Annotated in this window: 17 protein-coding genes and 1 riboswitch; of the genes, 7 read left to right on the top strand and 10 right to left on the bottom strand. The window is 62.4% G+C overall.

Annotation, left to right across the window (positions count from 1 at the left end; all coding sequences use genetic code 11):
- The first annotated feature begins 32 nt into the window (after positions 1-32).
- The gene (locus E0L29_RS01690; RefSeq protein ID WP_131353882.1) at positions 33-266 is read left to right on the top strand and encodes a CopG family transcriptional regulator; all 234 of its coding nucleotides are present in this window, start codon (positions 33-35) and stop codon (positions 264-266) included.
- A 16-nt stretch (positions 267-282) separates the two neighbouring features.
- Here E0L29_RS01690 and thiC read toward each other — a convergent pair whose 3' ends face one another.
- Positions 283-1,980 (bottom strand): phosphomethylpyrimidine synthase ThiC, encoded by a 1,698-nt coding sequence (gene thiC, locus E0L29_RS01685; protein WP_131353880.1) that lies wholly within the window; start codon positions 1,978-1,980, stop codon positions 283-285.
- Positions 1,981-2,051: 71 nt separating this feature from the next.
- Positions 2,052-2,148, bottom strand: a riboswitch (TPP riboswitch).
- Between the two features lie 96 nt (positions 2,149-2,244).
- On the opposite strand from thiC, the gene E0L29_RS01680 reads away from it, so the two are divergent.
- Genes E0L29_RS01680 through E0L29_RS01670 form a run of 3 tightly spaced genes read left to right on the top strand, consistent with a single transcriptional unit; the run spans position 2,245 to position 6,817 of the window.
- Positions 2,245-4,434 carry an ATP-dependent RecD-like DNA helicase gene (locus tag E0L29_RS01680; protein ID WP_131353877.1) on the top strand — a complete coding sequence of 730 codons (2,190 nt, stop codon included), beginning with the start codon at positions 2,245-2,247 and terminating at the stop codon, positions 4,432-4,434.
- Between the two features lie 58 nt (positions 4,435-4,492).
- Positions 4,493-5,842, top strand: a complete 1,350-nt coding sequence (locus E0L29_RS01675) for a BCD family MFS transporter (RefSeq protein ID WP_131353875.1) — start codon at positions 4,493-4,495, stop codon at positions 5,840-5,842.
- 3 nt (positions 5,843-5,845) lie between these two features.
- On the top strand, positions 5,846-6,817 hold the full coding sequence (locus tag E0L29_RS01670) for a radical SAM protein (RefSeq protein ID WP_131353873.1): 972 nt from the start codon (positions 5,846-5,848) through the stop codon (positions 6,815-6,817).
- A gap of 248 nt (positions 6,818-7,065) precedes the next feature.
- On the opposite strand, the gene E0L29_RS01665 is transcribed toward E0L29_RS01670, so the two are convergent.
- Positions 7,066-7,263 (bottom strand): hypothetical protein, encoded by a 198-nt coding sequence (locus E0L29_RS01665; RefSeq protein WP_131353871.1) that lies wholly within the window; start codon positions 7,261-7,263, stop codon positions 7,066-7,068.
- Between the two features lie 159 nt (positions 7,264-7,422).
- On the opposite strand from E0L29_RS01665, the gene E0L29_RS01660 reads away from it, so the two are divergent.
- On the top strand, positions 7,423-9,066 hold the full coding sequence (locus E0L29_RS01660) for a carbon starvation protein A (protein WP_131353869.1): 1,644 nt from the start codon (positions 7,423-7,425) through the stop codon (positions 9,064-9,066).
- A gap of 7 nt (positions 9,067-9,073) precedes the next feature.
- On the opposite strand, the gene E0L29_RS01655 is transcribed toward E0L29_RS01660, so the two are convergent.
- On the bottom strand, positions 9,074-9,382 hold the full coding sequence (locus E0L29_RS01655; RefSeq protein WP_131353867.1) for a DUF4282 domain-containing protein: 309 nt from the start codon (positions 9,380-9,382) through the stop codon (positions 9,074-9,076).
- Positions 9,383-9,605: 223 nt separating this feature from the next.
- Positions 9,606-11,687 (bottom strand): S8 family serine peptidase, encoded by a 2,082-nt coding sequence (locus E0L29_RS01650; RefSeq protein WP_131353865.1) that lies wholly within the window; start codon positions 11,685-11,687, stop codon positions 9,606-9,608.
- 286 nt (positions 11,688-11,973) lie between these two features.
- Between E0L29_RS01650 and E0L29_RS01645 the strand changes: the two genes are divergently transcribed.
- Positions 11,974-13,125, top strand: coding sequence for a hypothetical protein (locus E0L29_RS01645; RefSeq protein WP_131353863.1), 1,152 nt, complete (start codon positions 11,974-11,976; stop codon positions 13,123-13,125).
- A gap of 38 nt (positions 13,126-13,163) precedes the next feature.
- Here the strand turns inward: E0L29_RS01645 and E0L29_RS01640 are convergent, their stop codons facing one another.
- Complete coding sequence (locus E0L29_RS01640; RefSeq protein ID WP_131353861.1) at positions 13,164-13,661, bottom strand: hypothetical protein; 498 nt, start codon at positions 13,659-13,661, stop codon at positions 13,164-13,166.
- Between the two features lie 147 nt (positions 13,662-13,808).
- Positions 13,809-14,249, bottom strand: coding sequence for a 6-carboxytetrahydropterin synthase (locus E0L29_RS01635; RefSeq protein ID WP_131353859.1), 441 nt, complete (start codon positions 14,247-14,249; stop codon positions 13,809-13,811).
- 247 nt (positions 14,250-14,496) lie between these two features.
- On the opposite strand from E0L29_RS01635, the gene cysE reads away from it, so the two are divergent.
- Positions 14,497-15,339 carry a serine O-acetyltransferase gene (gene cysE, locus E0L29_RS01630; protein ID WP_131353857.1) on the top strand — a complete coding sequence of 281 codons (843 nt, stop codon included), beginning with the start codon at positions 14,497-14,499 and terminating at the stop codon, positions 15,337-15,339.
- Here the strand turns inward: cysE and aroC are convergent.
- The 4 genes from aroC to E0L29_RS01610 form a co-directional block, all read right to left on the bottom strand.
- A complete protein-coding gene (gene aroC, locus E0L29_RS01625; RefSeq protein WP_131353855.1) occupies positions 15,303-16,496 on the bottom strand; it encodes a chorismate synthase in 1,194 nt (397 codons plus the stop codon). The genes cysE and aroC overlap by 37 nt on opposite strands.
- Positions 16,497-16,601: 105 nt before the next feature.
- Positions 16,602-17,588, bottom strand: a complete 987-nt coding sequence (hemB, locus tag E0L29_RS01620; RefSeq protein ID WP_131353853.1) for a porphobilinogen synthase — start codon at positions 17,586-17,588, stop codon at positions 16,602-16,604.
- A gap of 144 nt (positions 17,589-17,732) precedes the next feature.
- A complete protein-coding gene (locus E0L29_RS01615) occupies positions 17,733-19,115 on the bottom strand; it encodes a helix-turn-helix domain-containing protein (RefSeq protein ID WP_131353851.1) in 1,383 nt (460 codons plus the stop codon).
- The gene (locus tag E0L29_RS01610) at positions 19,112-21,127 is read right to left on the bottom strand and encodes a sensor histidine kinase (RefSeq protein WP_131353849.1); all 2,016 of its coding nucleotides are present in this window, start codon (positions 21,125-21,127) and stop codon (positions 19,112-19,114) included. The genes E0L29_RS01615 and E0L29_RS01610 overlap by 4 nt, the downstream gene beginning before the upstream one ends.
- Between the last annotated feature and the right edge of the window lie 329 nt (positions 21,128-21,456).

The following is a 21,456-nucleotide window of genomic DNA, read 5'->3' as shown; positions in this document are numbered from 1 at the left end:
CGGGCTTTGCCATTACTACACGATTGCGATTTATGAGAGCCGAAGAGTTCGACAGGGTATTCGAGGGCGACAGGGAGATCACCCCGTTCCTCGATCTCGGGCATGCCCGGCGTGTCAATCAGTCCCGGAAAAGGGTGGGCGTTGCGTTGCCTTTGTGGATGGTCGATTCTCTCGACAGGGAAGCGAAGCGGTTGGGCGTTTCCCGCCAGTCACTCATCAAGGTCTGGGTGGCCGATCGCCTGACGCACCAGAAAGGATGTGCGTAATTGACTCAAAAGCCCGTCATGTGACGGGCTTTCTTATTTCCTTCGTTTTCTTCATCGAGCAGAAGTCCGGACCGCACATGGTACAGAAGTCCGGGGAGGGATCGGTATGCCCGGCGGCCCTGAGGCTTTCGGTGTGGAGCCTGCGCGCCCGCTCGGGGTCGAGCGAGAGGTTGAACTGGTCTTCCCATGCGAAGGCGAAGCGCGCCTGGCTCATGAGTTCGTCCTGCAGCCAGGCAGCAGGGCTGCCCTTGGCAATATCTGCCGCATGGGCGGCGACGCGGTGCACCACCACGCCTTCGCGCACGTCGTCGCGGTCCGGCAGGCCGAGGTGTTCCTTCGGGGTGACGTAGCAGAGCATGGAGCAGCCGTGCATGGCGATCAGGGTGCCGCCGATCGAGGAGTTGACATGGTCGTAGCCTGCGGCGATGTCGGTGACGAGCGGGCCGAGGGTGTAGAAGGGCGCTCCGTGGCAGTACTCGAGCTGTTTCTGCATGTTCTCCTCGATCATGTGCATCGGCACGTGTCCGGGCCCTTCGATCATCACCTGCACGTCATGTTGCCAGGCGACCTCCGTCAGTTCTCCGAGCACCTTCAGTTCTCCGAACTGTGCCGGGTCGTTGGCGTCCGAGATGCTGCCGGGCCGGAGCGCGTCGCCGAGCGAGACGGCGATGTCGTAGGTTTTCAGGATCTCGCAGATCTCCTCGAAGTGCTCGTAGAGGAAGTTTTCCTTCCCGTTGGCCGCGCACCATTTGGCCATGATGGAGCCGCCCCTCGAGACGATGCCGGTCATGCGCTGCCGTGCGAGCGGCAGGTGCCGGCGCAGGATCCCGGCGTGGATGGTGAAATAGTCGACCCCCTGGAGCGCCTGTTCGACCAGGGTGTCGCGGTAGAGCTCCCAGGTGAGCTTTTCGGCCACGCCGCCGACCTTCTCGAGCGCCTGGTAGATCGGTACGGTGCCGATCGGGACGGGGGAGTTGCGCAGGATCCACTCGCGGGTGGTATGGATGTTCCTGCCGGTGCTGAGGTCCATGACCGTATCGGCGCCCCAGCGGCATGCCCATACCGACTTTTCGACCTCTTCGGCGATGGAGGAGCCGAGGGCGGAGTTGCCGATGTTGGCGTTGATCTTCACCCTGAAGTTCCGGCCTATGATCATCGGCTCGAGTTCCGGGTGGTTGATGTTGGCCGGGATGATGGCCCGGCCGGCGGCGATTTCGCTGCGCACGAACTCCGCGGTGACCGGTTTTGCATGCACGCCGCCGCGGCCGTGCGAGGCGATCCACTCCTCGAGCCGCTGGTTCTCGCGGATGGCCACGTACTCCATCTCCGGGGTGACGACCCCGTTGCGGGCGAAGTGCATCTGGGTGACGGCGGAGCCTGCTTTGGCCATCCTCGGAATGCGCCGGGTCATCGAGCCTTCGGGGGCGGATTCCGCAGCCTCCAGGGTTTCGCGCCCGATGAACCCCCAGCCGTCCCTCAGGGGGGCGATTCCTTTTTCGTAATCGACCCTGGCCGATGCATCGGAATGCGGTCCGCTGGTGTCGTAGAGGGGGAACGTCCTGAACTCCTGTCCTCCCGAGACGTAGGGCCGCGAGAGGGTGACTTCGCGCATGCCGACCTTCAGGGGCCAGATGGCTCCGTCGACGTGGATCTTCTTCGAGGACTTGCCGTAGAGGCGGTCGGGGCAGTGCTGGTCGGCGTCGGAGTGGGCCATGGTTCAGGGTTCTCTGCTGAAGGCGGTGCGGCGCGGGAGGTGAAGCGGGCGGGAAAGGCGTTGCGGCCGGAGGGTCCTGCTTCATCTTTCCTTGCGGCAGCATTGCCTGCATCAAGTTACAAGGGTGTGATCTCAGCCGTCTCACGGACAGCACCCCCAAGATGAGTATGTTCGCTTCACATTACTTAAATTCACCCTGATTTGCAAATCCGCCCCGTCCGGCCATCCTTCCGTTCGGCGCACTCTTCCGGAGGTCCTTTATCAATGATGCAGCAGCCTGACAACGGTACGGCGCAGGAGCGGCTCAGCGGGGTGGTCGAGAAGGTGACCTTCTTCAACCCCGAGTCCGGGTTCTCCGTGCTCCGGCTTTCCGTCGATGAGGACGAGCCTCTCATGACGGTGGTCGGCTGCATTGCCTCGGTGACGGAGGGGCAGCATGTCGAGGCGTTGGGGCACTGGCAGGACGACCGGCAGTGGGGGCGGCAGTTCAGGGCCGAGAGCCTCTCGGTCATCGCCCCCGAGAGCCGGGAGGGGATGGAACGCTACCTGGCCTCGGGGATGCTCGGCGGAGTGGGGCCGCACCTGGCCTCGCTCATGATGAGCGCCTGGGGGACGGACGTATTCCGGGTGATCGAGAAGGAGCCCGAACGGCTGCGCGACATTGCGGGCATCGGGCCGAAGAAGCAGGCTCGGATCGTGGAGTCCTGGCGCGAGCACCAGGCGGTGCGGGAGATCATGATGTTCCTCCAGTCACACGGGGTCGGCACGGCCCGGGCGCTGAAGATCTACAAGGCCTACGGCGCCGGAGCCGTCGGCCTCATAACGCGCGATCCCTACCGGCTCAGCCGCGACGTCGCGGGCATCGGATTCCGGTCGGCCGACGCCATCGCGCGCAGCATCGGCATCGCGGAGGATTCGCCGCTGCGCGCCCGTGCCGGACTCGGCTGGGTGCTGCAGGAGCTCTCTTCGAGGGGCCACTGCCGGGTTCCGGAGGCGATGCTCTTCGACTCGGCCCGCCGGCTCCTGCAGATTCCCGACGCCGTCCTGCAGGATGCCCTCCGTACCGAGCTTTCCTCGGGGCGTATCGTCGCCGACGGGGAGGGCGGGGAGCGACACCTCTATCTCGAGGCGCTCTGGGCTGCGGAACAGGGGGTCGCTTCCGCCATCACCCGGATCGCCGGCGGGAAGCTGCCCTGGGGCCGTATCGACGTCGAACGCTCCCTCAGGGAGGCCGAGGAGCGTTCCCGCCTCGAGCTCTCCCCTTCACAGCGTGAGGCCGTCCTCCTTGCGCTCTCGAGCAAGCTGCTCGTCATCACCGGCGGCCCGGGCGTCGGCAAGACCACCATCATCCGCACCCTGCTCTCCGTGCCCGAGGTCTTCGGCCGCAAGGTGCTGCTTGCCGCCCCGACCGGCAGGGCCGCCAAGCGCCTGGCGGAGGCGACCGGCCGAGACGCGCGCACCATCCACCGCCTCCTGGAGTTCGACCCCGCCACCTATGATTTCAGGCGCTGTTCCAGCCATCCGCTCGATACCGACCTCCTCATCGTCGACGAGGCCTCCATGATCGACGTGGTGCTGATGAACCGCCTGCTTCCGGCGGTGCCGACGGGCGCCGCCCTGATCCTCGTCGGCGACGTCGACCAGCTGCCTCCCGTCGGACCGGGCGCTGTGCTCAGCGACCTCATCGCCTCCGGCGCGGTGCCGGTGGTGCGACTTACCGAGATCTTCCGCCAGGCGGCGAGCTCCCTCATCATCCGCAACGCCCACCGCATCAACCACGGCGAGCCGCTCCTCCATCATGAGGGTGGGGAACTCTCGGATTTCTACTTCGTATCCGCCTCCACGCCCGAAGAGATCCGACGCAAGCTCCTGCAGGTGGTCGCCGAGCGCATCCCGGAGCGTTTCGGGCTCGACCCCCTGCAGGAGATCCAGGTGCTGACCCCGATGAACAAGGGGCCGCTCGGCGCCCAGTCGCTGAACACCCTCCTGCAGGAACGGCTCAACGGCGGGGGCGGGAAGCGCATCGAGCGGTTCGGCGTCGGCTACGGTCGTGGCGACAAGGTGATCCAGACCGTCAACAACTACGAGAAGGAGGTTTTCAACGGCGACATCGGCATCATCGACTCGATCGATCACGAGGAGGGGGAGCTCCGGGTGCTTTTCGACGGGAGGGAGGTCCGCTACCTGCAGGCGGAGCTCGACGAGATGGCCCCGGCCTGGGCCATCACCATCCACAAGAGCCAGGGATCGGAATACCCCGCGGTGGTCGTTCCGCTTTCGATGCTCCATTACCCGATGCTCGAACGCAACCTCGTCTATACGGCGGTCACCCGCGGCAAGAAGCTGGTGATGGTGATCGGTGAGCCGCGCGCGCTGCAGGTTGCGGTCGGCCGGTGCAGCTCGAAGGGGCGGCTTACGGGCCTCGCGGCCGCCCTCTCCGGCCGGCTCTGCTGATTGCCGCCGCTTTTTTGTTATATTTCCCGCCGTTTCCCTAACATCTTTTTGTGCTCTCATGCGCGTTTTCAATCTGGTCCGCCTCGCACTCTTCCAGATGGGTTTCGGCATCATGCTGGGTTTTCTCCACGATACGCTCAACCGCGTGATGGTCAAGGAGCTCGGCATCGCCTTCACCATCGTTTTCGGCCTCATCAGCCTCAAGGAGCTGCTGGCCGTCTTCGGTGTCAAGGTCTGGGCCGGCAATCTCTCCGACCGCTCGCTCGTTTTCGGCTACCAGCGCTCCCCCTTCATCCTGCTCGGCCTTTTGAGCTGCGTCGCTGCGTTCATGTACGCTCCCGTTGCGGCCTACCAGGTGCAGGTCAGCGGAACGGATTTCGCGACCCTGTTCCCGGCCGTCCTCTTCGACCTCGGCCTCTGGCAGCTCATGGTGGTGTTCCTGCTTTTCGGTTTCGGCCTGCAGGTGGCCACCACCGCCTACTACGCGCTCATCGCCGACTACGTGGGTGAGCAGCACATCGGCAAGGTGACCTCCTCGAGCTGGACCCTCATGGTGCTCACCACCATCATTTCGGCCCGCGTCGTCGGGTCCTACCTGGACGTCTATACTCCCGAGCGGCTGATGGCGGTCGGCGTCGTCGGCGGTCTTGTCGCCCTTTTCATCGGGCTCGTGGCCTTTGCGGGCGTCGAGGAGCGAAACGCCGTCGGAAGGAAAGGCCGTGCGGAGGAGTCGCTCGGCTTCGTGCAGTCCATCCGGCTGCTCTCCGGCTCTCCGAAGACGATGTTCTTCGCGTTCTACATTTTCCTCTCCATCTTCGCGCTCTTTTCCAACGAGATCGTCATGGAGCCCTTCGGTGCAGACGTCTTCGCCATGCCGGTCGGTGTGACCACCAAGCTCTTCCGTCCGACCATGGGCGGCATGCAGCTCGTCTTCATGCTCATCACCGGCTTCCTGCTCGGCCGCATCGGCAACAAGCGCGGAGCGCTCATCGGCAATCTTTTCTGCATGGTCGGGTTCTCGATCGTCATCGTGTCCGGTTTCAGCCTCGACGAGCAGCTGCTGCGCATCGGCCTGGTCGTCACCGGTATCGGGCTCGGCGCCTCGAGCGTGTCGAACATCACCATGATGATGACCATGACGGCCGGCCGCAGCGGCGTCTACATCGGCCTCTGGGGCACCGCGCAGAGCCTTGCGATGTTCCTCGGCCATTTCGGTGCCGGCGTCATCCGCGACGTGGTGCACGCCTTCAGCGGAAGCTACATGATGGCATACAGCGCGATCTTCGGCCTGGAGATCGCCGCCTTCGGACTTGCGAGCCTGCTCTTGCCGAAGATATCGAAGGAGGCGTTCGAGGAGGAGAGCCGGGTGAAGTTCTCGGAGGTCCTGGCAAACAGCGGAGTCGATTGAACTATGGCACCCCTCGAAGAGAGAAAGGCCCCGCACGCGGGCCACGTGTTCGGACCGGTCCCCTCGAAGCGGCTCGGCCAGTCGCTCGGCGTGGACCTGCTGCCGATGAAGAGCTGCACCTGGAACTGCATCTACTGCCAGCTCGGCCGGACGAAGGAGTACGCGGTTGAACGCCGTGAGTTCTTCCCTCCCGCGGAGATCCTCTCCGAGATACAGGAGGCGCTCGACTCCGGACGGCACATCGACTGGATCACCTTCGTCGGTTCCGGCGAGACCATGCTCTACCGGGGTCTCGGCGATCTTATCGCGGAAGTGAAGGCGCTCACCCCGATTCCGGTGGCCGTCATCACCAACGGCTCGCTCTTCCATCTCGACGAGGTGCGCCGGGAACTGCTCCGGGCCGACGCCGTGCTCCCGTCTCTCAATGCCGGCAGTGAGGAGCTTCACCAGAAGATCAGCCGGCCGGCACCGGGGTTCACCCTCGAACGCCATCTGGAGGGACTCCGGGCGTTCCGGAGAGTGTACAAGGGAAAGCTCTGGGTGGAGGTGATGCTGCTCGGCGGGGTGAACGATTCCGAGGAGGCCCTCCGGGACATCGCCCTGGCGCTCCGCCAGGTCGGGCCAGACATGGTGCACCTCGTCATCCCCACCCGCCCCTCTACCGAGAAGGACGTCCGGCTTCCGGAGCCGGAGCGCATCGAGCGCGCGGTCCGGCTCTTCGACGAGGTCGCTCCTGTCGTCCATCCCGTCAAGGGCTCGATGGATCTCAGGGGCGCCCCGGACCTGCTCGAGGCGGTCAGCTCGATCACCCTCCGCCACCCGGTCCAGGTGCGCGAGCTCCAAAGCGCCCTCGAGGAGTGTTTCCCCGATGAGCCGGGGAAAGCCGAGTCGAGGCTCCGGGAGCTCTTCGAGAGCGGCCGGTTCCGGCTCATCGAGCAGGCCGGGGAGGCCTACTGGACGAGCAGGGAGGAGTGATCTTTGGACTCATGCAAGGATGAGTGTGCGGTGCGGCTCGGCTTTCTGCTCAACCGTTTCCGCGATGGTGCCCCCTTGGTTGACCTGGTTTGTTTTTCCGCCCATAGTGGTAGTCACGATACCGACACGGAGGTTTTTGTAAACCCCATGCCAGAGGCCGCTCTTTTTCGTACTCCGGAAGTAAGCAGCCCGCTCAAATCCATGCCTGTCGAACCGGTTCCGGCCGGGTGTTCGTGACGGTTTTCCGACTATCTGTAGTCGTCCCTCTCCCAGGTCTTTTCGTCACGCCCTTCGTCCCTTTTCCCATCCCTGTGTTCGTCGCGACGGTCCCGCTCCTCCGTCCGCCGGTCGTCGTTGCGGTCGCGCCGGTCGTGGTGGTTGCGGAGGTGGAGGGAGCAGCCGCTCGTCGTGAGCAGCAGCAGTATCGCCAGCACTCTTCTCGTCATATGTTCTCCATTCTGTTTCCATTCGCAGGCGGGGGCGTTTACGGCACTATATCCTTTTGACGCCGCTTCTCCGGGCTTCCGGTGGAGAGCGTGCCGTATATTTGTGGAATTGACTATTTTCCCAATAATTACCGTTCACCCCATCGTCCGACCCTCTCCATGACCACCATTCTTCTTGCGGCTCTCTCGCTGCTTCTGCTGTATCTCGGTTACCGCTATTACAGTCCTGTGCTGGCCCGGCAGCTCGGCATCGACGAGGCCGAGGAGACGCCGGCCGTCAAGCAGCACGACGGGGTGGATTTCGTGCCGGCCAAGCACTGGCTGATCCTCTTCGGTCACCATTTCGCCTCCATTGCCGGAGCGGCGCCCATCATCGGCCCGGTCATTGCCTGCCTCTACTGGGGCTGGCTGCCCGCGCTCGCCTGGATCGTCTTCGGGAGCATCTTCATGGGGGCGGTGCACGATCTCGCATCCCTGGCCATTTCGGCCAAGAACGAGGGCCGTTCCATTGCAGACCTGACCGAGAACATTCTCGACCGGAACGCAAAGATCGTTTTCAGCCTGTTCGTCTTCCTGACCCTCATCCTCATCGTTGCGGTCTTTGCCGCCATCGCCGGCCAGACGCTGGCCAACACTCCCGAGGTGGTCCTGCCGACCGTCGGCCTCATTCCCGTCGCCTCCCTCGTCGGCTGGCTGATGTACCATCGCGGGTTCTCGATTCCGATCTCCTCCGTGCTCGGCGTCCTCATGCTCTTCGGCCTCATCGTGCTCGGCTACCGCTACCCGGTGAGCCTGCCGGTTTCGAATCCGGCACAGTGGTGGACCCTCATCCTCATCCTTTACGGCATGATCGCCTCCGTAACGCCGGTCACCCTCCTGCTCCAGCCCCGCGACCACCTGGCGGCCCTCGTGCTTTTCGCCGGCATGTTCTTCGGCTTCGCCGGCCTCCTGCTCTCGCGTCCGGAGCTCCATGCGCCTCCCGTCGTGGCCTTCTCCACCGACCAGGGCTGGATGTTCCCGATGCTCTTCATCACGATCGGCTGCGGCGCGGTATCGGGCTTCCATAGCCTGGTGGCCAGCGGCACGACCTCGAAGCAGCTGCCGACCATGAAGGACATCCGGGCCGTCGGGTACGGCGCCATGGTCACCGAGTCGGCGCTGGCGGTCCTTGCCATCGTCGCCGTGACGGCCGGTCTCTACTGGAAGGAGCTTCCCGCTGGCACCCACGGCTACGTCTACCAGGAGGCGTTCCAGAAGGGGGGATGGATCAAGACCTTCGGGCTCGGCTACGGCGAGCTGACAAAGCCCCTGCTCGGCGCGTTCGGCGCCCTCATCGGCATCACGATGCTCAAGACCTTCGTCATGACGACGCTCGATTCGGCAACGCGCATCACGCGCTACGTCGGCACGGAGCTGCTCGGCGAGACCTTCGGCATTCCGGGCATGAAGAACAAGTACGCCGTGACGCTCGTGATCGGCACCCTTTCGGCCATCCTTGCGCTCGGCAACTGGAAATCGATATGGCCGATCTTCGGCTCGGCCAACCAGCTGGTGGCCAGCGTCGTGTTCATCGTCACGAGCGTCTGGCTCTTCAGGAAGGGCGGAAACTGGAAGCTGACGGCCGTGCCTGCGGTGCTCATGCTCATTACCACCATCAGCGCCCTTGTCGTAAAGACCAGGGAGTTCCTCTCGGCCGAGCCCGGCAAGTACCTGCTCGCCTCGATCGCCCTCACCCTCATCGCGCTCGCGCTCTACATCCTCGTGCAGAGCCTCCGTATCGTGCGCCGGAGGGTGGCCGGCTGAGGCGGGCCTAGAGCCGTTCGTTCCGCTCGACGAGGATCGTGGTGTTCTCGGCGATGCGGAACGTGGCCACGAGCGCCTCGAGCAGAAGTCGGGCCAGGAGGGTGAGCAGGAAAAAGACGACGGGGCCCATCAGGAGCCCGCCCACCCCGCGCCAGAAACTGTACTGCATCGCTCCGACGGCGGCACCCATCGTGCCGAGGGCCGTGATGGCGGCAAAGACGATCCCCAGCACATAGAGGTACTGCACGATCTGCAGCGTGACGAACTCCTTGAAGGAGAAGTCGAAGAGTTTCTTGAAGAGCGATCCGTTCTGCATGGCGGCTCCCTGTTTGTGTTGAAAATGGCTGCTCAGCTTTCTTCGGCAAGTCGCGTGCCAGCAGGGGGAGGGATGTCTTCAGCGTTGTATGCGCTGTTGGCTGCTGTGGTAAGGTGTTCCACCGTGATACGGCCCGTGGACACGGGCCGTCGTCGGGAGCGATATGCACGGGTCCTGTTCAGGTGCTCTTCCGGTGCATATCGCCATGGATGGATGGGGTGCTTCAGGCGATAAAGACTTCCGGAAGCTCATCGAAGAACGAGGTGATGCCGTCCAGGGATATCTCCGCCATGGGGCTGTCGTCGGAGGCAAAGACGCCATCAAGGTTCGCTTCGGTCTGCGTCGCCGCATCCGCACTCTCTCCTGTTTCGGCCGCAGTTCCTTCCGTGGCAGCTTCGATGAGCGAGTCAAGCGTCTGGGCGGAGGTTGCAATGATCTCCTCGAGCTGGTCGAGCGTCCAGTCGGCGGCAAAGTCGGATTGGGCATCGAGCAGCAGCGCGGCAACGCCCGAAACGTACGGGGTCGCCATCGACGTGCCGCTCATGATGGCGTAGGAGTCCTCGAGGTAGGTGCTGTAGATGCTTACCCCCGGAGCCACGACGTAGTCGTAGGGTTCGGTGGTTCCCGCATCATTGCTGAAGGCTGCGACGGTTTCGGTGCTGTCGATGGCCCCGACGGCGATCCCTCCGTCGGTCTCGGCAAGCGTGGCGGGGTAGGTGGGGGATGAAAGATAGTCGTTGCCTGCGGCCATGCTGACGATGACGCCGCTGTCGAAGGCGTAGTTGAGGGCAAGGGCCAGATCGGAAGAGATTACGCCATACGCCCCCAGGGAGAGGTTTATGACGTCGGCGCCGTTGTCGACAGCGTAGTAAATGCCAGAAGCGACATCGAGGAACGTTCCGCTACCGTCCGAATCCAGTACTTTCACGGCCATGATGGATGCATCATAGGCTACGCCGGTTACGCCGATGTCGTCGTACATGCCGGCGATAATTCCCGATACGTGGGAGCCGTGGCCGTTGTCGTCGAAGGCGTATCCGTCATCGTTTACGAAGTCGTAGCCGTAGACGTCGTCGACGAATCCGTTTCCGTCGTCATCGATGCCGTTTCCTTCGATTTCAAGCGTGTTGATCCAGATGTTGTCGTACAGGTCGGGGTGGAAATAGTTGACGCCGGTATCGATGACCGCCACGACGATTCCTTCGCCGGTGTATCCTGCTGCCCACGCATCCGGGGCCTCGATGAGGTTCAAACCCCAGTCCCATACGCCATAACCGTCGCCGTAGAGGTCGGCATCGGCGATCTCAAGTCCCGTGGCAAGCTCAAGCGCTGCATCGACATTGACGAGGCCGTACCCGGAAACCGGATCCCATGTCGCTTCGGGTACGCTGGTGGTGAAATCGTAGGCGTCAGTGCCTGCAAAACTGTTGCCGGCAAGGTCGGTCACGGCACCCGCTCCAATAGTGACATAGAAGTGCGTTCCGCCATCAAGGCTGAAGGTCGGGTCGATGACGAGGAGGTTGTCGGAAAACGTGATCTCGCTGCTGTCTGCAACGTCAAAACTGTAGAGCACCTCGCCTGTAGCTGATCCGTCGTGCAGTTCTATGAGGCCGCTGCCTGCCGTTACAGCTTCGCTGAAGGTAATCAGGATATCCGCATCCGGGTCCACGTCGAAACTGCCGTCGGACGGGCTGAAACCGGTAAGGGTGGGAGCCACGACATCGGTTGCCGCAACGGTGGTGAAATCATACGTAGAGGTTCCCGCATAGCTGTTGTCTGCCAGGTCGGTAATGGCTCCTTCACCGATGGTGACATAGAAGTGGGTTCCGGCATCAAGGCTGAATGCGGGGTCGATCGTCAGGACGTTGCCGGTAATTGAGATGGCGCCGCTGGTCGCAATGTCGAAGGTGTAGAGCACGTCGCCTGTCGCTGAGGCGCTGTGCAGCTCGATGAGCCCGCTGCCTGCAGTGACGGTTTCACTGAAGGTGAAGACGATATTGGCATCGAGCGCGACGTTCTGGCTGCCGTCGGCAGGACTGAAGCTCACGACTTCAGGAGCGATCCTGTCCACTCTTCGGTCGGCTCCTCCCGGTGTATCGTCCGGGTCGACGGCCCTGGGGCCATGCGTCACGCTGTCTGTGGTCCTGGAAAGAGGCTCAAGGTAATCGTAGTCGCTCTCGAAGTCATGCATGCCGTGCCTTGAGTGCAGCTCAGCATCTTTTCCGATGGCGGTGATGAGTTGTTTGCCGGCAAGCTGTTGGGTGGAGTGCAGCTGGGAGGTGATGGGGGAGGCGTTCTTTTTCATGGGGGTACTGCTTTGGGGTACTAAAGGCGAAGAGTTCCTGTCGCTTAATGAAAAGATAATGATAGCCGGCATATTCAGCAAGCATTGTTAAGCATTGTTATCAATGCCGTTCGTGCTGCCGAGGGTATCAGGTGGTCTCTGCGGCAACTCCTCCGGCTCCCTGCCGGTGCTGGCCACGGGGCCGGCCCTGTCGTTTTTTAGGGTTCCGTCTTAGGGCTGGCGGATGGTATATTGCGCGGACGTATCCCCCTCGGGGCATGATTCCCGGTATCGAACTCTTGATGTAATGAGGCTTTCCTTTCTTTTTCGGGCGGCTCCGCTTTTGTGGACGGCTCTTTTTTTCTCCGCTTCCGTACGTGCAGCCGATATCCGCACCGTCGATGCCGGTGAGGGCTTTCCGCGTGCCGTCGTCATCGAGGGTCATATCCGCAGCGGGGACTACGAGGCTTTTCTCGGGGCGGTCAAAGCCGGGGAGGGACGGGTTTCGAGGGTGTATGTCTTTTCGCCGGGCGGCAGCGTCGTGGAGGCCATGAAGATCGGCATGGCCATGCGTCGGCTGGAGCTCACCTCGGTTGCGCCGGCCATGTCGCCGTCACACCGGCCCCGGTGCGGCGGCCCTTCCGGAACAGGGCCCGTTCCGGACGATCCGAAGAACTGCACCTGTGCCAGCGCGGCTTTTTTCGTCTATATCGGCGGAGTGAAGCGCGAAGGGGACTTTCTGGCCGTGCATTGCCCCTATTATCCCGAATCATTCCACGAGCAGCGTTCTCCTGAACGGGTCCGTTCGGCGGAAGCCCTTCTTCATGAGGCCAGCCTCCGCTACATGACGCGGATGCATGTTCCCTCTTCGATCATCGACCAGGTATTCTCGACCTCTCCGGACCATCTCCGCCTGCTCGATCCGGCTTCGGTAAGGGCGCTGCATTCCCGGGCCGATTCGGACCGTGTTTCAGGGGCGGCGGCTTCCGAAGTCGCTATGGAGGAGCGCCGGAAAGCGGCTTTCCGGACCTTTTTCGGCCGGAGCGCCGATTCTCTCCGGCGGCAGGGTTTTGCCGAATGGGAGCATGCCGCCGGCTATCTCGGCAGGGGGTATGACGAACTGCTGGCCAACGAGCCGTTTGCTGAAAGCCGTGAGCCTGAGGCTTCCGTGCTTACCCGGATGATGCCTGGCAGCGCCACAGTCGTTACACTGCGCGACGACAGCACCAGTCCGCGTCGGGTCGTTTCCGTGCAGGTGGTGAGCCGTCCCGATCCGAGGCGTGGTTTCAGCCGTGACCTGATTGCCGCGCTCAGCCGTTCGTGGGGGGCTCCTTCGGTCGTGTATGGTAAGGAGGAGTGGGTGTGGAGCCGCCCCGATTTCAGGGCGGTGCTGTTTTACGAGGGCGTTTCTTCCAGGGGAGCGCGCTTTGTGCTGGCGATTCATGCCTCGAGACGCTGAGCCGCCGGCCTGGACGTGCATGTCCCGGCTGGAACGGTTCAGGGAGTTGTGGTGAGCTTCAGGAAATCCGTCCTGATTTTTTCCCCGGTCTCATTGTCGATAGGATGCTTTACTCCCTGGATGGAGACGGCGATGATCCGCTTCTTTCCCAGCCGGTGGAGGAGGCCGCTTTTCGACTCCTTCATTCCGATCCCTCCGTAGATGTTGTAGCTGTCGACGTCAGGGTTGTCGGGAATGAACCCTCGTTCTCTTACCAGCGAGCAGACGGAGTTGTCGTCATTGCAGCCTGCTGCCTCATAGCTGGATCCATCGGCAAAATGCAGGGAGACCATTTCCTGGTTGACTGCAGTCAGGGCAGGTTCGTTCTCGGCATAGAATCCGAGAAAGTAGTCGGATGTGAAGGCTTTTCCGTTCTCCAGAAAAACCGATTTCGTCATCCGTACGGCAATGCCGAAATTCGATTCGAAAAAACACTGGGTGCGCATGATGTTGCCTTCATGGATGTAGGCTGTACTGCATCGTTTTTCAGTGTCCACGACCGCGTTCCGGGTGGCTTCAATGGGGGGGAGAGGCTTTTCCCTGCACCAGAACTCCTTGCACCAGAAGGGGACGATGCTCAGGACCCCGATAATTATCATCGAATACATCATGTCGAACGCTTTTCTCCTTGACTGATTTTTCTCCTACTCTTTTTCCCCCTGTCCGTCATAATCCGCCCAGTTGTTCGGCGTCTCGTACCAGCGGAGGTTCTTCAGGGCGATGCCTTCCGGCAGGTGGTTCCTGATCTCCCCGAACGCCCACTTGGCCAGGTACTCGGCCGTCGGAGGCTCGTCGGTGACGAGCACGCGGGTGTTGCGCTTCAGGATGAATTCGAGATCTTCATGATCCTCCTTCCAGACGGCGAAACCGTGGTCGAGGCGGTCGTGGACGTGCTTCACCATGATCTCCTTCAGGAACTTGAAATCCATCACCATCCCTTCCTGGCTGTCGCCCCGCTGTTCGACGACGGGTCCCTCGACGGTGGCGACCACGACGCCGCGGTGCCCGTGCAGCTGGTTGCAGAACGAAAAGTGGTTCGGCAGGGTATGGCCGTAATCGATCTCTATCTTGCGTGAAATGCGCATGGCGGTCGGGGAAGGGTTGTTGGCGGTTTCAGCAAGCAAAGTGTACGCAAAAAATCCCTGTTTCGAAAGCGCCTCTGCATGAACGGGTCGCTGTCAGGGGGTGACTGGCGCCTGATTTTTTCATACATTCAGTAACGGCTCTCCGTTGCATCGTTTAGGCGCGGCAAGCTGTTCTCCATTGCATGCGGCCGTTCAGGATGCCGCCATACCCATAGAACCCATTCCACGGCTGCCGCCGTATTCCGCCATGCCTTCAGACGCCGACAAAATATGGAAGATCATCGTCAGCGAAGCCTCCGCCGAGTGCCGCCGCGATCCTGACATCCGGATGTTCCTCGAACAGCACATCCTGCAGTTCGACGACTTCGCCTCCTCGCTTGCGATGCTGCTTGCCGTGAAGCTGGGCTCCAAGCATTTTCCGCCCCCGGTCCTGCAGGGGCTGCTCGAGGACTTCTACCGCGACTGTCCCGACAGGGTGGAATGGGCGGTCTGCGACCTTGTCGCAACGCAGGACCGCGATCCGGCCGCCGTCTACTACTTCGAGATCATGCTTTTCCTGAAAGGCTTCCAGGCGCTCCAGGCCTACAGGTTCTCGCACTGGCTGTGGAAGAACGGGCGCAAGACCATGGCCTATTTCATGCAGAACCGGATCTCCGAGGTCTATTCCGTCGACATCCATCCTGCGGCCGTCATCGGCAAGGGGATCCTGCTCGACCACGCCACGAGCCTCGTTATCGGCGAAACCGCCGTGGTGGACGATAACGTCTCGCTGCTGCACGAGGTCACCCTCGGCGGTACCGGCAAGGAGACCGGCGACCGCCATCCGAAGGTGCACCGCTCGGTGCTGATCGGGGCCGGAGCGAAGATCCTCGGCAACGTGGTGATCGGGGAGGGTGCGAAGGTGGGGGCGGGGAGCGTGGTCCTTGAGGACGTGCCGCCGCATTACACGGTGGCCGGCGTGCCGGCCGTGATTGTCGGCCGCACCGAGGTGGCCGAGCCTTCGCTCGACATGAACCAGCGCCTGGTCGGGGAGTACAACGCCGAGGGCGGGCTTCAGGCCCCGAAGGCGGAGCAGAGGGAGGCCCGGTAGCGCTCGAGCCTGTCCCGGATCTCCTCCATGTGATCCCCTCCGAGCTTCTCGAGGAGGGCGTTGGCGATGACCGGTGCCACCACGGCTTCAAGAACCACGCCTGCCGCCGGAACGGCGCAGGTGTCGCTGCGCTCGAAGCGGGACTCGACGGGTTCGAGCGTCTCCATGTCGAACGACTGCAGGGGGGTGGGCATCGAGGAGATGGGTTTCATCGCGGCGCGGAGCACTATCGGTTCACCGCTCGACATGCTGCCTTCGAGCCCGCCGGCGCGGTTGGTCGGCCGGCTGAGCCCCTTGCCCTTCTCCAGCATGAACGCGTCGTGCACCTCTGAACCCGGCTTCCGGGCGTTCTCGAACGCCGGGCCGATCTCGACTCCCTTGATGGCCTGCACGGACATGACGGCGGCTGCAAGCCGGCTGTCGAGCCGGCGGTCGTGCTGTACGTAGCTTCCGAGTCCCAGAGGAACCCCCGTGACGTAGATTTCGATGATTCCGCCGAGGGTGTCGCCGGCCTCTTTTGCCCGGTCGATGCACTCCATCGCCTCTTTGCCTGCCGCTTCATCCAGCATGCGTACTTCCGATCGGTCGGCAGCTTCGGCAAGCGCTCCGGCGCCTCGCTCAAGCAGTTCTGCAACGACGGTTTCGGCAGCCCTGTCGCCGGCGGAGCCGATGCTGGCCACCCGGCTGCCGATCTCGATGCCGAGCTGGCGGAGGAAGGTCCGGGCGAGCGAGCCCGCCGCTACACGCGCAGCGGTTTCGCGGGCTGAGGAGCGGTCGATGACGGGACGGATGTCCCGGAAGCCGTACTTCAGCCGCCCCGCAAGGTCGGCGTGGCCGGGGCGGGGAACGGAGATCTTTTCCGTCGTCGCCTCGTTCGACTCGAACTGCGCCATCCTGTCGGTCCAGTTCCCCCAGTCGCGGTTGCGGATGACGAGGGCGACCGGCGAACCGATGGTTTTGCCGAAGCGGACGCCGGAGAGCACCTCGGCCCGGTCCTGCTCGATTTTCATCCGTCCACCCCGGCCGTAGCCCTGCTGTCGCCGATGGAGCTCGCGGTCGATGTCCTCCCGGCTCAGGGCGACGCCGGCCGGCATGCCTTCGATGATGGCCGAGAGCGCCGGCCCGTGGGATTCTCCTGCAGTAAAGTATCGTATCATCTCTTACGGGTTATCTTGGAAAAAGGCCCGGAGGGTGCCTTTCCGGACATCCTCGCGGGCCTTTCTCCCTGGAACTGTCTTTCCTGTTTCCGTTGCGCTGCAGTATCAGCGGAGCCTCTTGGCGGCTTCCTTCGCGTAGTAGGTGAAGATCATGTCGCCGCCTGCGCGCTTCATGCAGAGGAGCGACTCCATCATCACCCGGTCCTCGTCGATCCAGCCCTTGGCCGCGGCGGCCTTGACCATGGCGTATTCGCCCGAGACGTGGTAGATGGCTACGGGAACGTCGAAGCGCTCTTTGGCGCGGTAGACGATGTCGAGGTAGGCCAGGCCCGGCTTGACCATGACGATGTCGGCTCCCTCCATGATGTCGAGTTCGATCTCCTTCATCGCCTCATCGGTGTTGCCGGCGTTCATCTGGTAGGTGCTCTTGTCGCCGAACTGCGGGGCACTGTGCAGGGCGTCGCGGAACGGGCCGTAGAAGCTGGAGGCGTACTTGGCGGCATAGGAGAGGATGCCGACGTCGGAAAAGCCCGCGTCGTCGAGCGACTCGCGGATGGCGCCGATGCGGCCGTCCATCATGTCGCTGGGGGAGACGAAGTCGGCGCCGGCGTTGGCGTGCGAGATCGCCATCTTGCAGAGGACCTCGACCGTCTCATCGTTGAGGATGATGCCGTCCTTGACAAGGCCGTCGTGGCCGAAGGGGGTGAAGGGGTCGAGGGCGACGTCGGTCATGATGCACAGGTCCGGCACCTTGGCCTTGATGGCGCGGATGGCCTCCTGGATGATCCCCTTGTCGTTGTAGGATTCGCTGCCGTCCTCGGTCTTCTGTTCCGGGATGCCGAACAGGTCGATGCACTGGATGCCGAGGTCCCAGAGCTCCTGGCACTCCTTCACCGCGTTGTCGATCGTGTAGCGGAAGCTGCCGGGCATGGATGCGACCTCTTCTATGCCGTTGGTGCCGGGCATGACGAAGAGCGGGTAGACGAGATCGTTGACCGTGAGCGTGCGTTCCTGTACGAGGTTCCTGATGGCCGCAGTCCTGCGGAGCCTTCTGGGGCGGTGGGGGATGTTGAGGAGGTCGAGCTGGCTCATAGGGCTGATGGCTGGATTATGGTTGAGTAATGCAAGTGCGGCTCAAAAAACCTTAAAATAATAAAATCCGCAGACAGTGCGAAGCGCGCGCCGGTAAAATCATGGACGCGCTGCTGTTGCGGCGGGCGCCCCGGCGGCGTCGTTTTATCGCTTTCGCTTTGCCTGCTGGCGGATCGATCCCGGAGTCCGGCCGAAATGTTTCCGGAAGGCTGTCGAGAAGTGGTTGACATAGGTGTAGCCGTACTTTGCGGCGATAGCCTTGATGGGGGCGTCGGTGTGGAGCAGCTCGTCGTGTGCGGCGAGCATCCGCCGGGTAAGCTGGAAGCTGGCGATGCTCTGGCCGTAGCTCTTCCGGAATCCCTCATTGAGCGTTTTGGCCGAATAGCAGAACCGTGCCGCCAGTTCGTCGAGGGTGACGTTGCTGGCCGACGGCGTGAGCAGTTCCTGGTGGATACGCTCCAGCAGCACCGGCAGCGTTTGTTGCGGGGTCGGCTCGCTCTTGAGTGCGAGCCCTTCGGCCAGCCGGTCCATAAGGGTCCGTATCCTCGAGTGGATCCTGGGTAGCTGACCGCTTTCTTCATCGGCGTTTTCGGGCAGGCATGAGTGGAAGAGCGTTCCGATCATTTTCGATACCCGCAGGACGGTTCCTGGTGCCTGGCCGGCAAGGCCGAGCTGCTCTTCGAGCGTCTTTGCGTATTCCGGTTCCAGGATGTTGCCCAGAAGTGTTTTGCTGATGCAGAGTGTCTGCATGCTGCTCTGGCGCTGTGCGTCAAGCGAAAGCAGCTCCGAGATCTTCCGCCCTTTCCGGCAGAGCAGCATATCGGGTGCCAGGAAGTGCTCCCTCGCCGTATCGGTTTCCGAAAGGCGGCATCTTCCCGTTTGCATGGAGGTCAGGATGACGGACTCTTCCGAGAGCTCGGTTTCCATATGGGCGATATCGGCAAATGCTCCGACCGGGATTCTCTCGGGAGCGTAATTCGCCCTGCATGCGAGGATATCCCGCCCGACGGGCATGAACTCTATGAAGCCTGCCGCCTCCGTACCTCCTTCCGGCAGCTCCAGGGTGCACTCCCCGCTGCCGGAAACCGTTCGACGGGGAGCGGCGGAGAACTCCCCTTTCCAGGTTATGGCCGCAGTGCTGAAGATGGAGGCCTCTTTCTGCTCGGCCGCGTCGCCGAGCCGGGCGGTGATGTTGCGGATGATGGCGACGAGTTCGGCCAGCTCCACCGGTTTGACCAGATAGGCGTATGCCCCGGCATGGAGCCCTTCGAGCCGCTGATTGAGAGCTCCCCGGGCGCTCACGATGACGATGCCCGCTGTTTCGGGGATTTCCCTGGCGAGCTCGATGCCGTCGCCGTCGGGGAGGTTGAGGTCGAGCACCACAACGCGGTACCCGCCATCGGCAATGCGGCCGCGGGCTTCCTCCGCCGTTGCTGCTCCGTCCGCCTGCATCCCTTCGAGGGCCAGATACTTGATGATCGACTGGCGCAGGTGGAGTTCGTCCTCAATGACAAGAATGCTGCTCATGCTTCGCTGCTGGCAAGCGGGATGGAGATGCAGAACGCATTGCCCTCGCTCCCGGGGGTTTCATGGGTGATGGTGCCGTTATGGGTTTCGATGATGTCCCTGACGATGAACAGCCCGAGCCCGCGTCCCGGGAGGTTGCGCTGTTCCGGCATCCTGTAGTGTTTTTCGAAGATCTTCTCCCTGTAGGCCTCAGGGATCGCAGGACCGCTGCTGCTGATGCGGATGGTTGCTTGCGTGCCGTTTCTTGCGAGGGCAAGCGCGATCGTGCTTCCCGGCGGAGCATACTTCTCGGCGTTGTCTATGAGGTTCGTCACGGCGACACGCAGGAGGAAGGGCTGCGCTTCGACGCGGAGCGGTTCGCCGCCGGTCTCGGCCTTGATCGTGTGGTGGCTGGCGCGGGCCATTTCCCGGGCGGTCTCCCGCAGCCATTCCCCAAGCTCCACCTGCTCCCATCCGCTGTGGTGGTGGTTGACGAGGTTCCGGTCCTTCTCCTCCATTCGTGTGTAGAGCATGTTGAGCCGGTATGCCGCCTGCCGGATCACCTCCATGTTTGTGGAGGTGTTGTCGATGCCGTGTTCCAGCTCCTTGAGGGCAAGCTGGCTCTGGCTTGCTATTACCGCCAGGGGCGTTCGGAATTCATGCGTCACCATGGCGTCGAACTTCCGGTAGCGGTCAAACGTCTCTTTTTCGAGCATGAGGGCGTCTTCAAGATCCTGCGTCCTTCTGCGGACCTCCTTTTCGAGGCGTTCGCCGGAGGCCGTCAGCGTCCTGATCATTTTTTCCTTGAATTCTGCGGCTTTTTCAACCGCATCCTCTTTTGCTTTCCGGTCGGCCTCCACCCGCTGGCTGATGGAAATCGTCAGGAGGAGCATGTCGAACGCGCTGGAGTACTGCAAGAGGCTCATCGTATCCTGGTGTACGGCGATGAGCCCGAAGTTGTACAGGCTGTTGATGAGGGCTGCGATCAGGAAGAGCGTCCACGCGAGCAGGAAATATTGTGCACCCGGAAGGTTGTCCCTGCCGCTGAGGATCGCGACGAGGAGGGCCAGCAGCACCGTGGGAATGAGGGTCGCCGAGAGCATGACCCCGGTCGTTTGGGGGGGGATGCCGAGCAGCGGGGCGATTGCCATCAGGAAGTGCACGGCAATGACCGGAGCAAGGATGCGGTGGATCAGTGGGTAGTTCACCCTCGTCTGCAGCAGCTCGCGGACGAAGAGTGTCGCGAATATGCTCGCTGCGGCAAAGGCGCTTTTGGTCGAGTACTGGCTGATCAGGGGAGCGGACTCGAACAGGTTCGCGTATCCGTTCAGGAAGAAGAAGCCTGCGCCGGTCGAGCCGATGAAGGCGGCGTAGAGGAGGTATTTCCGGTCCTTGAGGGCCCCGAACATGAGCATGCTGTAGAGGAAGAGCGAGACGACTCCGCCGAAATAGACCCCCTGCAGGATGAAGTCGTGCTCGACATGCTCGATGAAGGCCATGGGGTGCCAGAGGACAAGGGGGAGAATGAGGGTGTCGGAGCTGTAGACCTTCAGGTAGTAGTCGCCGGCCGCAGCCCCGGGTTCGAGCTTCAGCGGGAAGATGAAGTAGCGGTGTGGCCAGTAGCGTTCCGCTTGCGGGCGTGCATTGCCCGAACGGAGCTCTTTTCCTCCGGGGGTATAGAGCGTCAGCTCGTCCAGGCCGAAATAGGCGGCTTCGAGCAGGAGGTCGCCCGGTGCGGGATCCTTCGAGGCAAGGCTGAACCTGATCCAGTAGGTCGAGGTCGTATAGCCGAGGTTGAGGGCCGTGATGCCGTCGGGGGCCCTGCGGAACATTCCCCGCTGCGCCGACCGTCGGACTTCGTCAATCGTCAGCGTGCCGTCCGGGTCTTCGAGGAGCGAGACGCTGGCGGTGATGTTGATGCTGTTCTGTCCTGCCGCAACAATCGTATCGGCCCGGGCTTCTAGAGTCAGGAGGGAGAGCAGCAGGAGCGGCGCTATGAGGCAAGGAAGCGAGAGGCGGAGCCTGGACTGCATGGGTGGATTTTCTGTGCTTGGGGGCTTTGTGTGCGACGTTCCTAATTAGGGTAATGGCGAGGACATATCCAACTCTCCTCGAACGCCCCCGGACGTCCGTTTTTGCCTGAGACATATCCTTGCAGCCCCTGCCGGACGCCGGATTTCGGGCGTTCCGCCTTGCCGGATATACGCAAAATGGAAATTTGTACGATTTTCGGCGTACTCTTGTGGCTGTCGTTGCGGTATGAGATATTCGCTGGTCTTGTTTTCGAGGCCCGTGGGCACTCGACGGAGTGTCCGGCGGGAAGCGTCGCCAGCATTTTCAATTTCGAAATTCGAAGGAGCGG

This window comes from Chlorobium sp. N1, assembly GCF_004332115.1.
Taxonomy (GTDB): domain Bacteria; phylum Bacteroidota; class Chlorobiia; order Chlorobiales; family Chlorobiaceae; genus Chlorobium.
The sequence above is the reverse complement of the archived record's forward strand: the minus strand, read 5'-3'. Positions and strand labels throughout refer to the sequence as shown.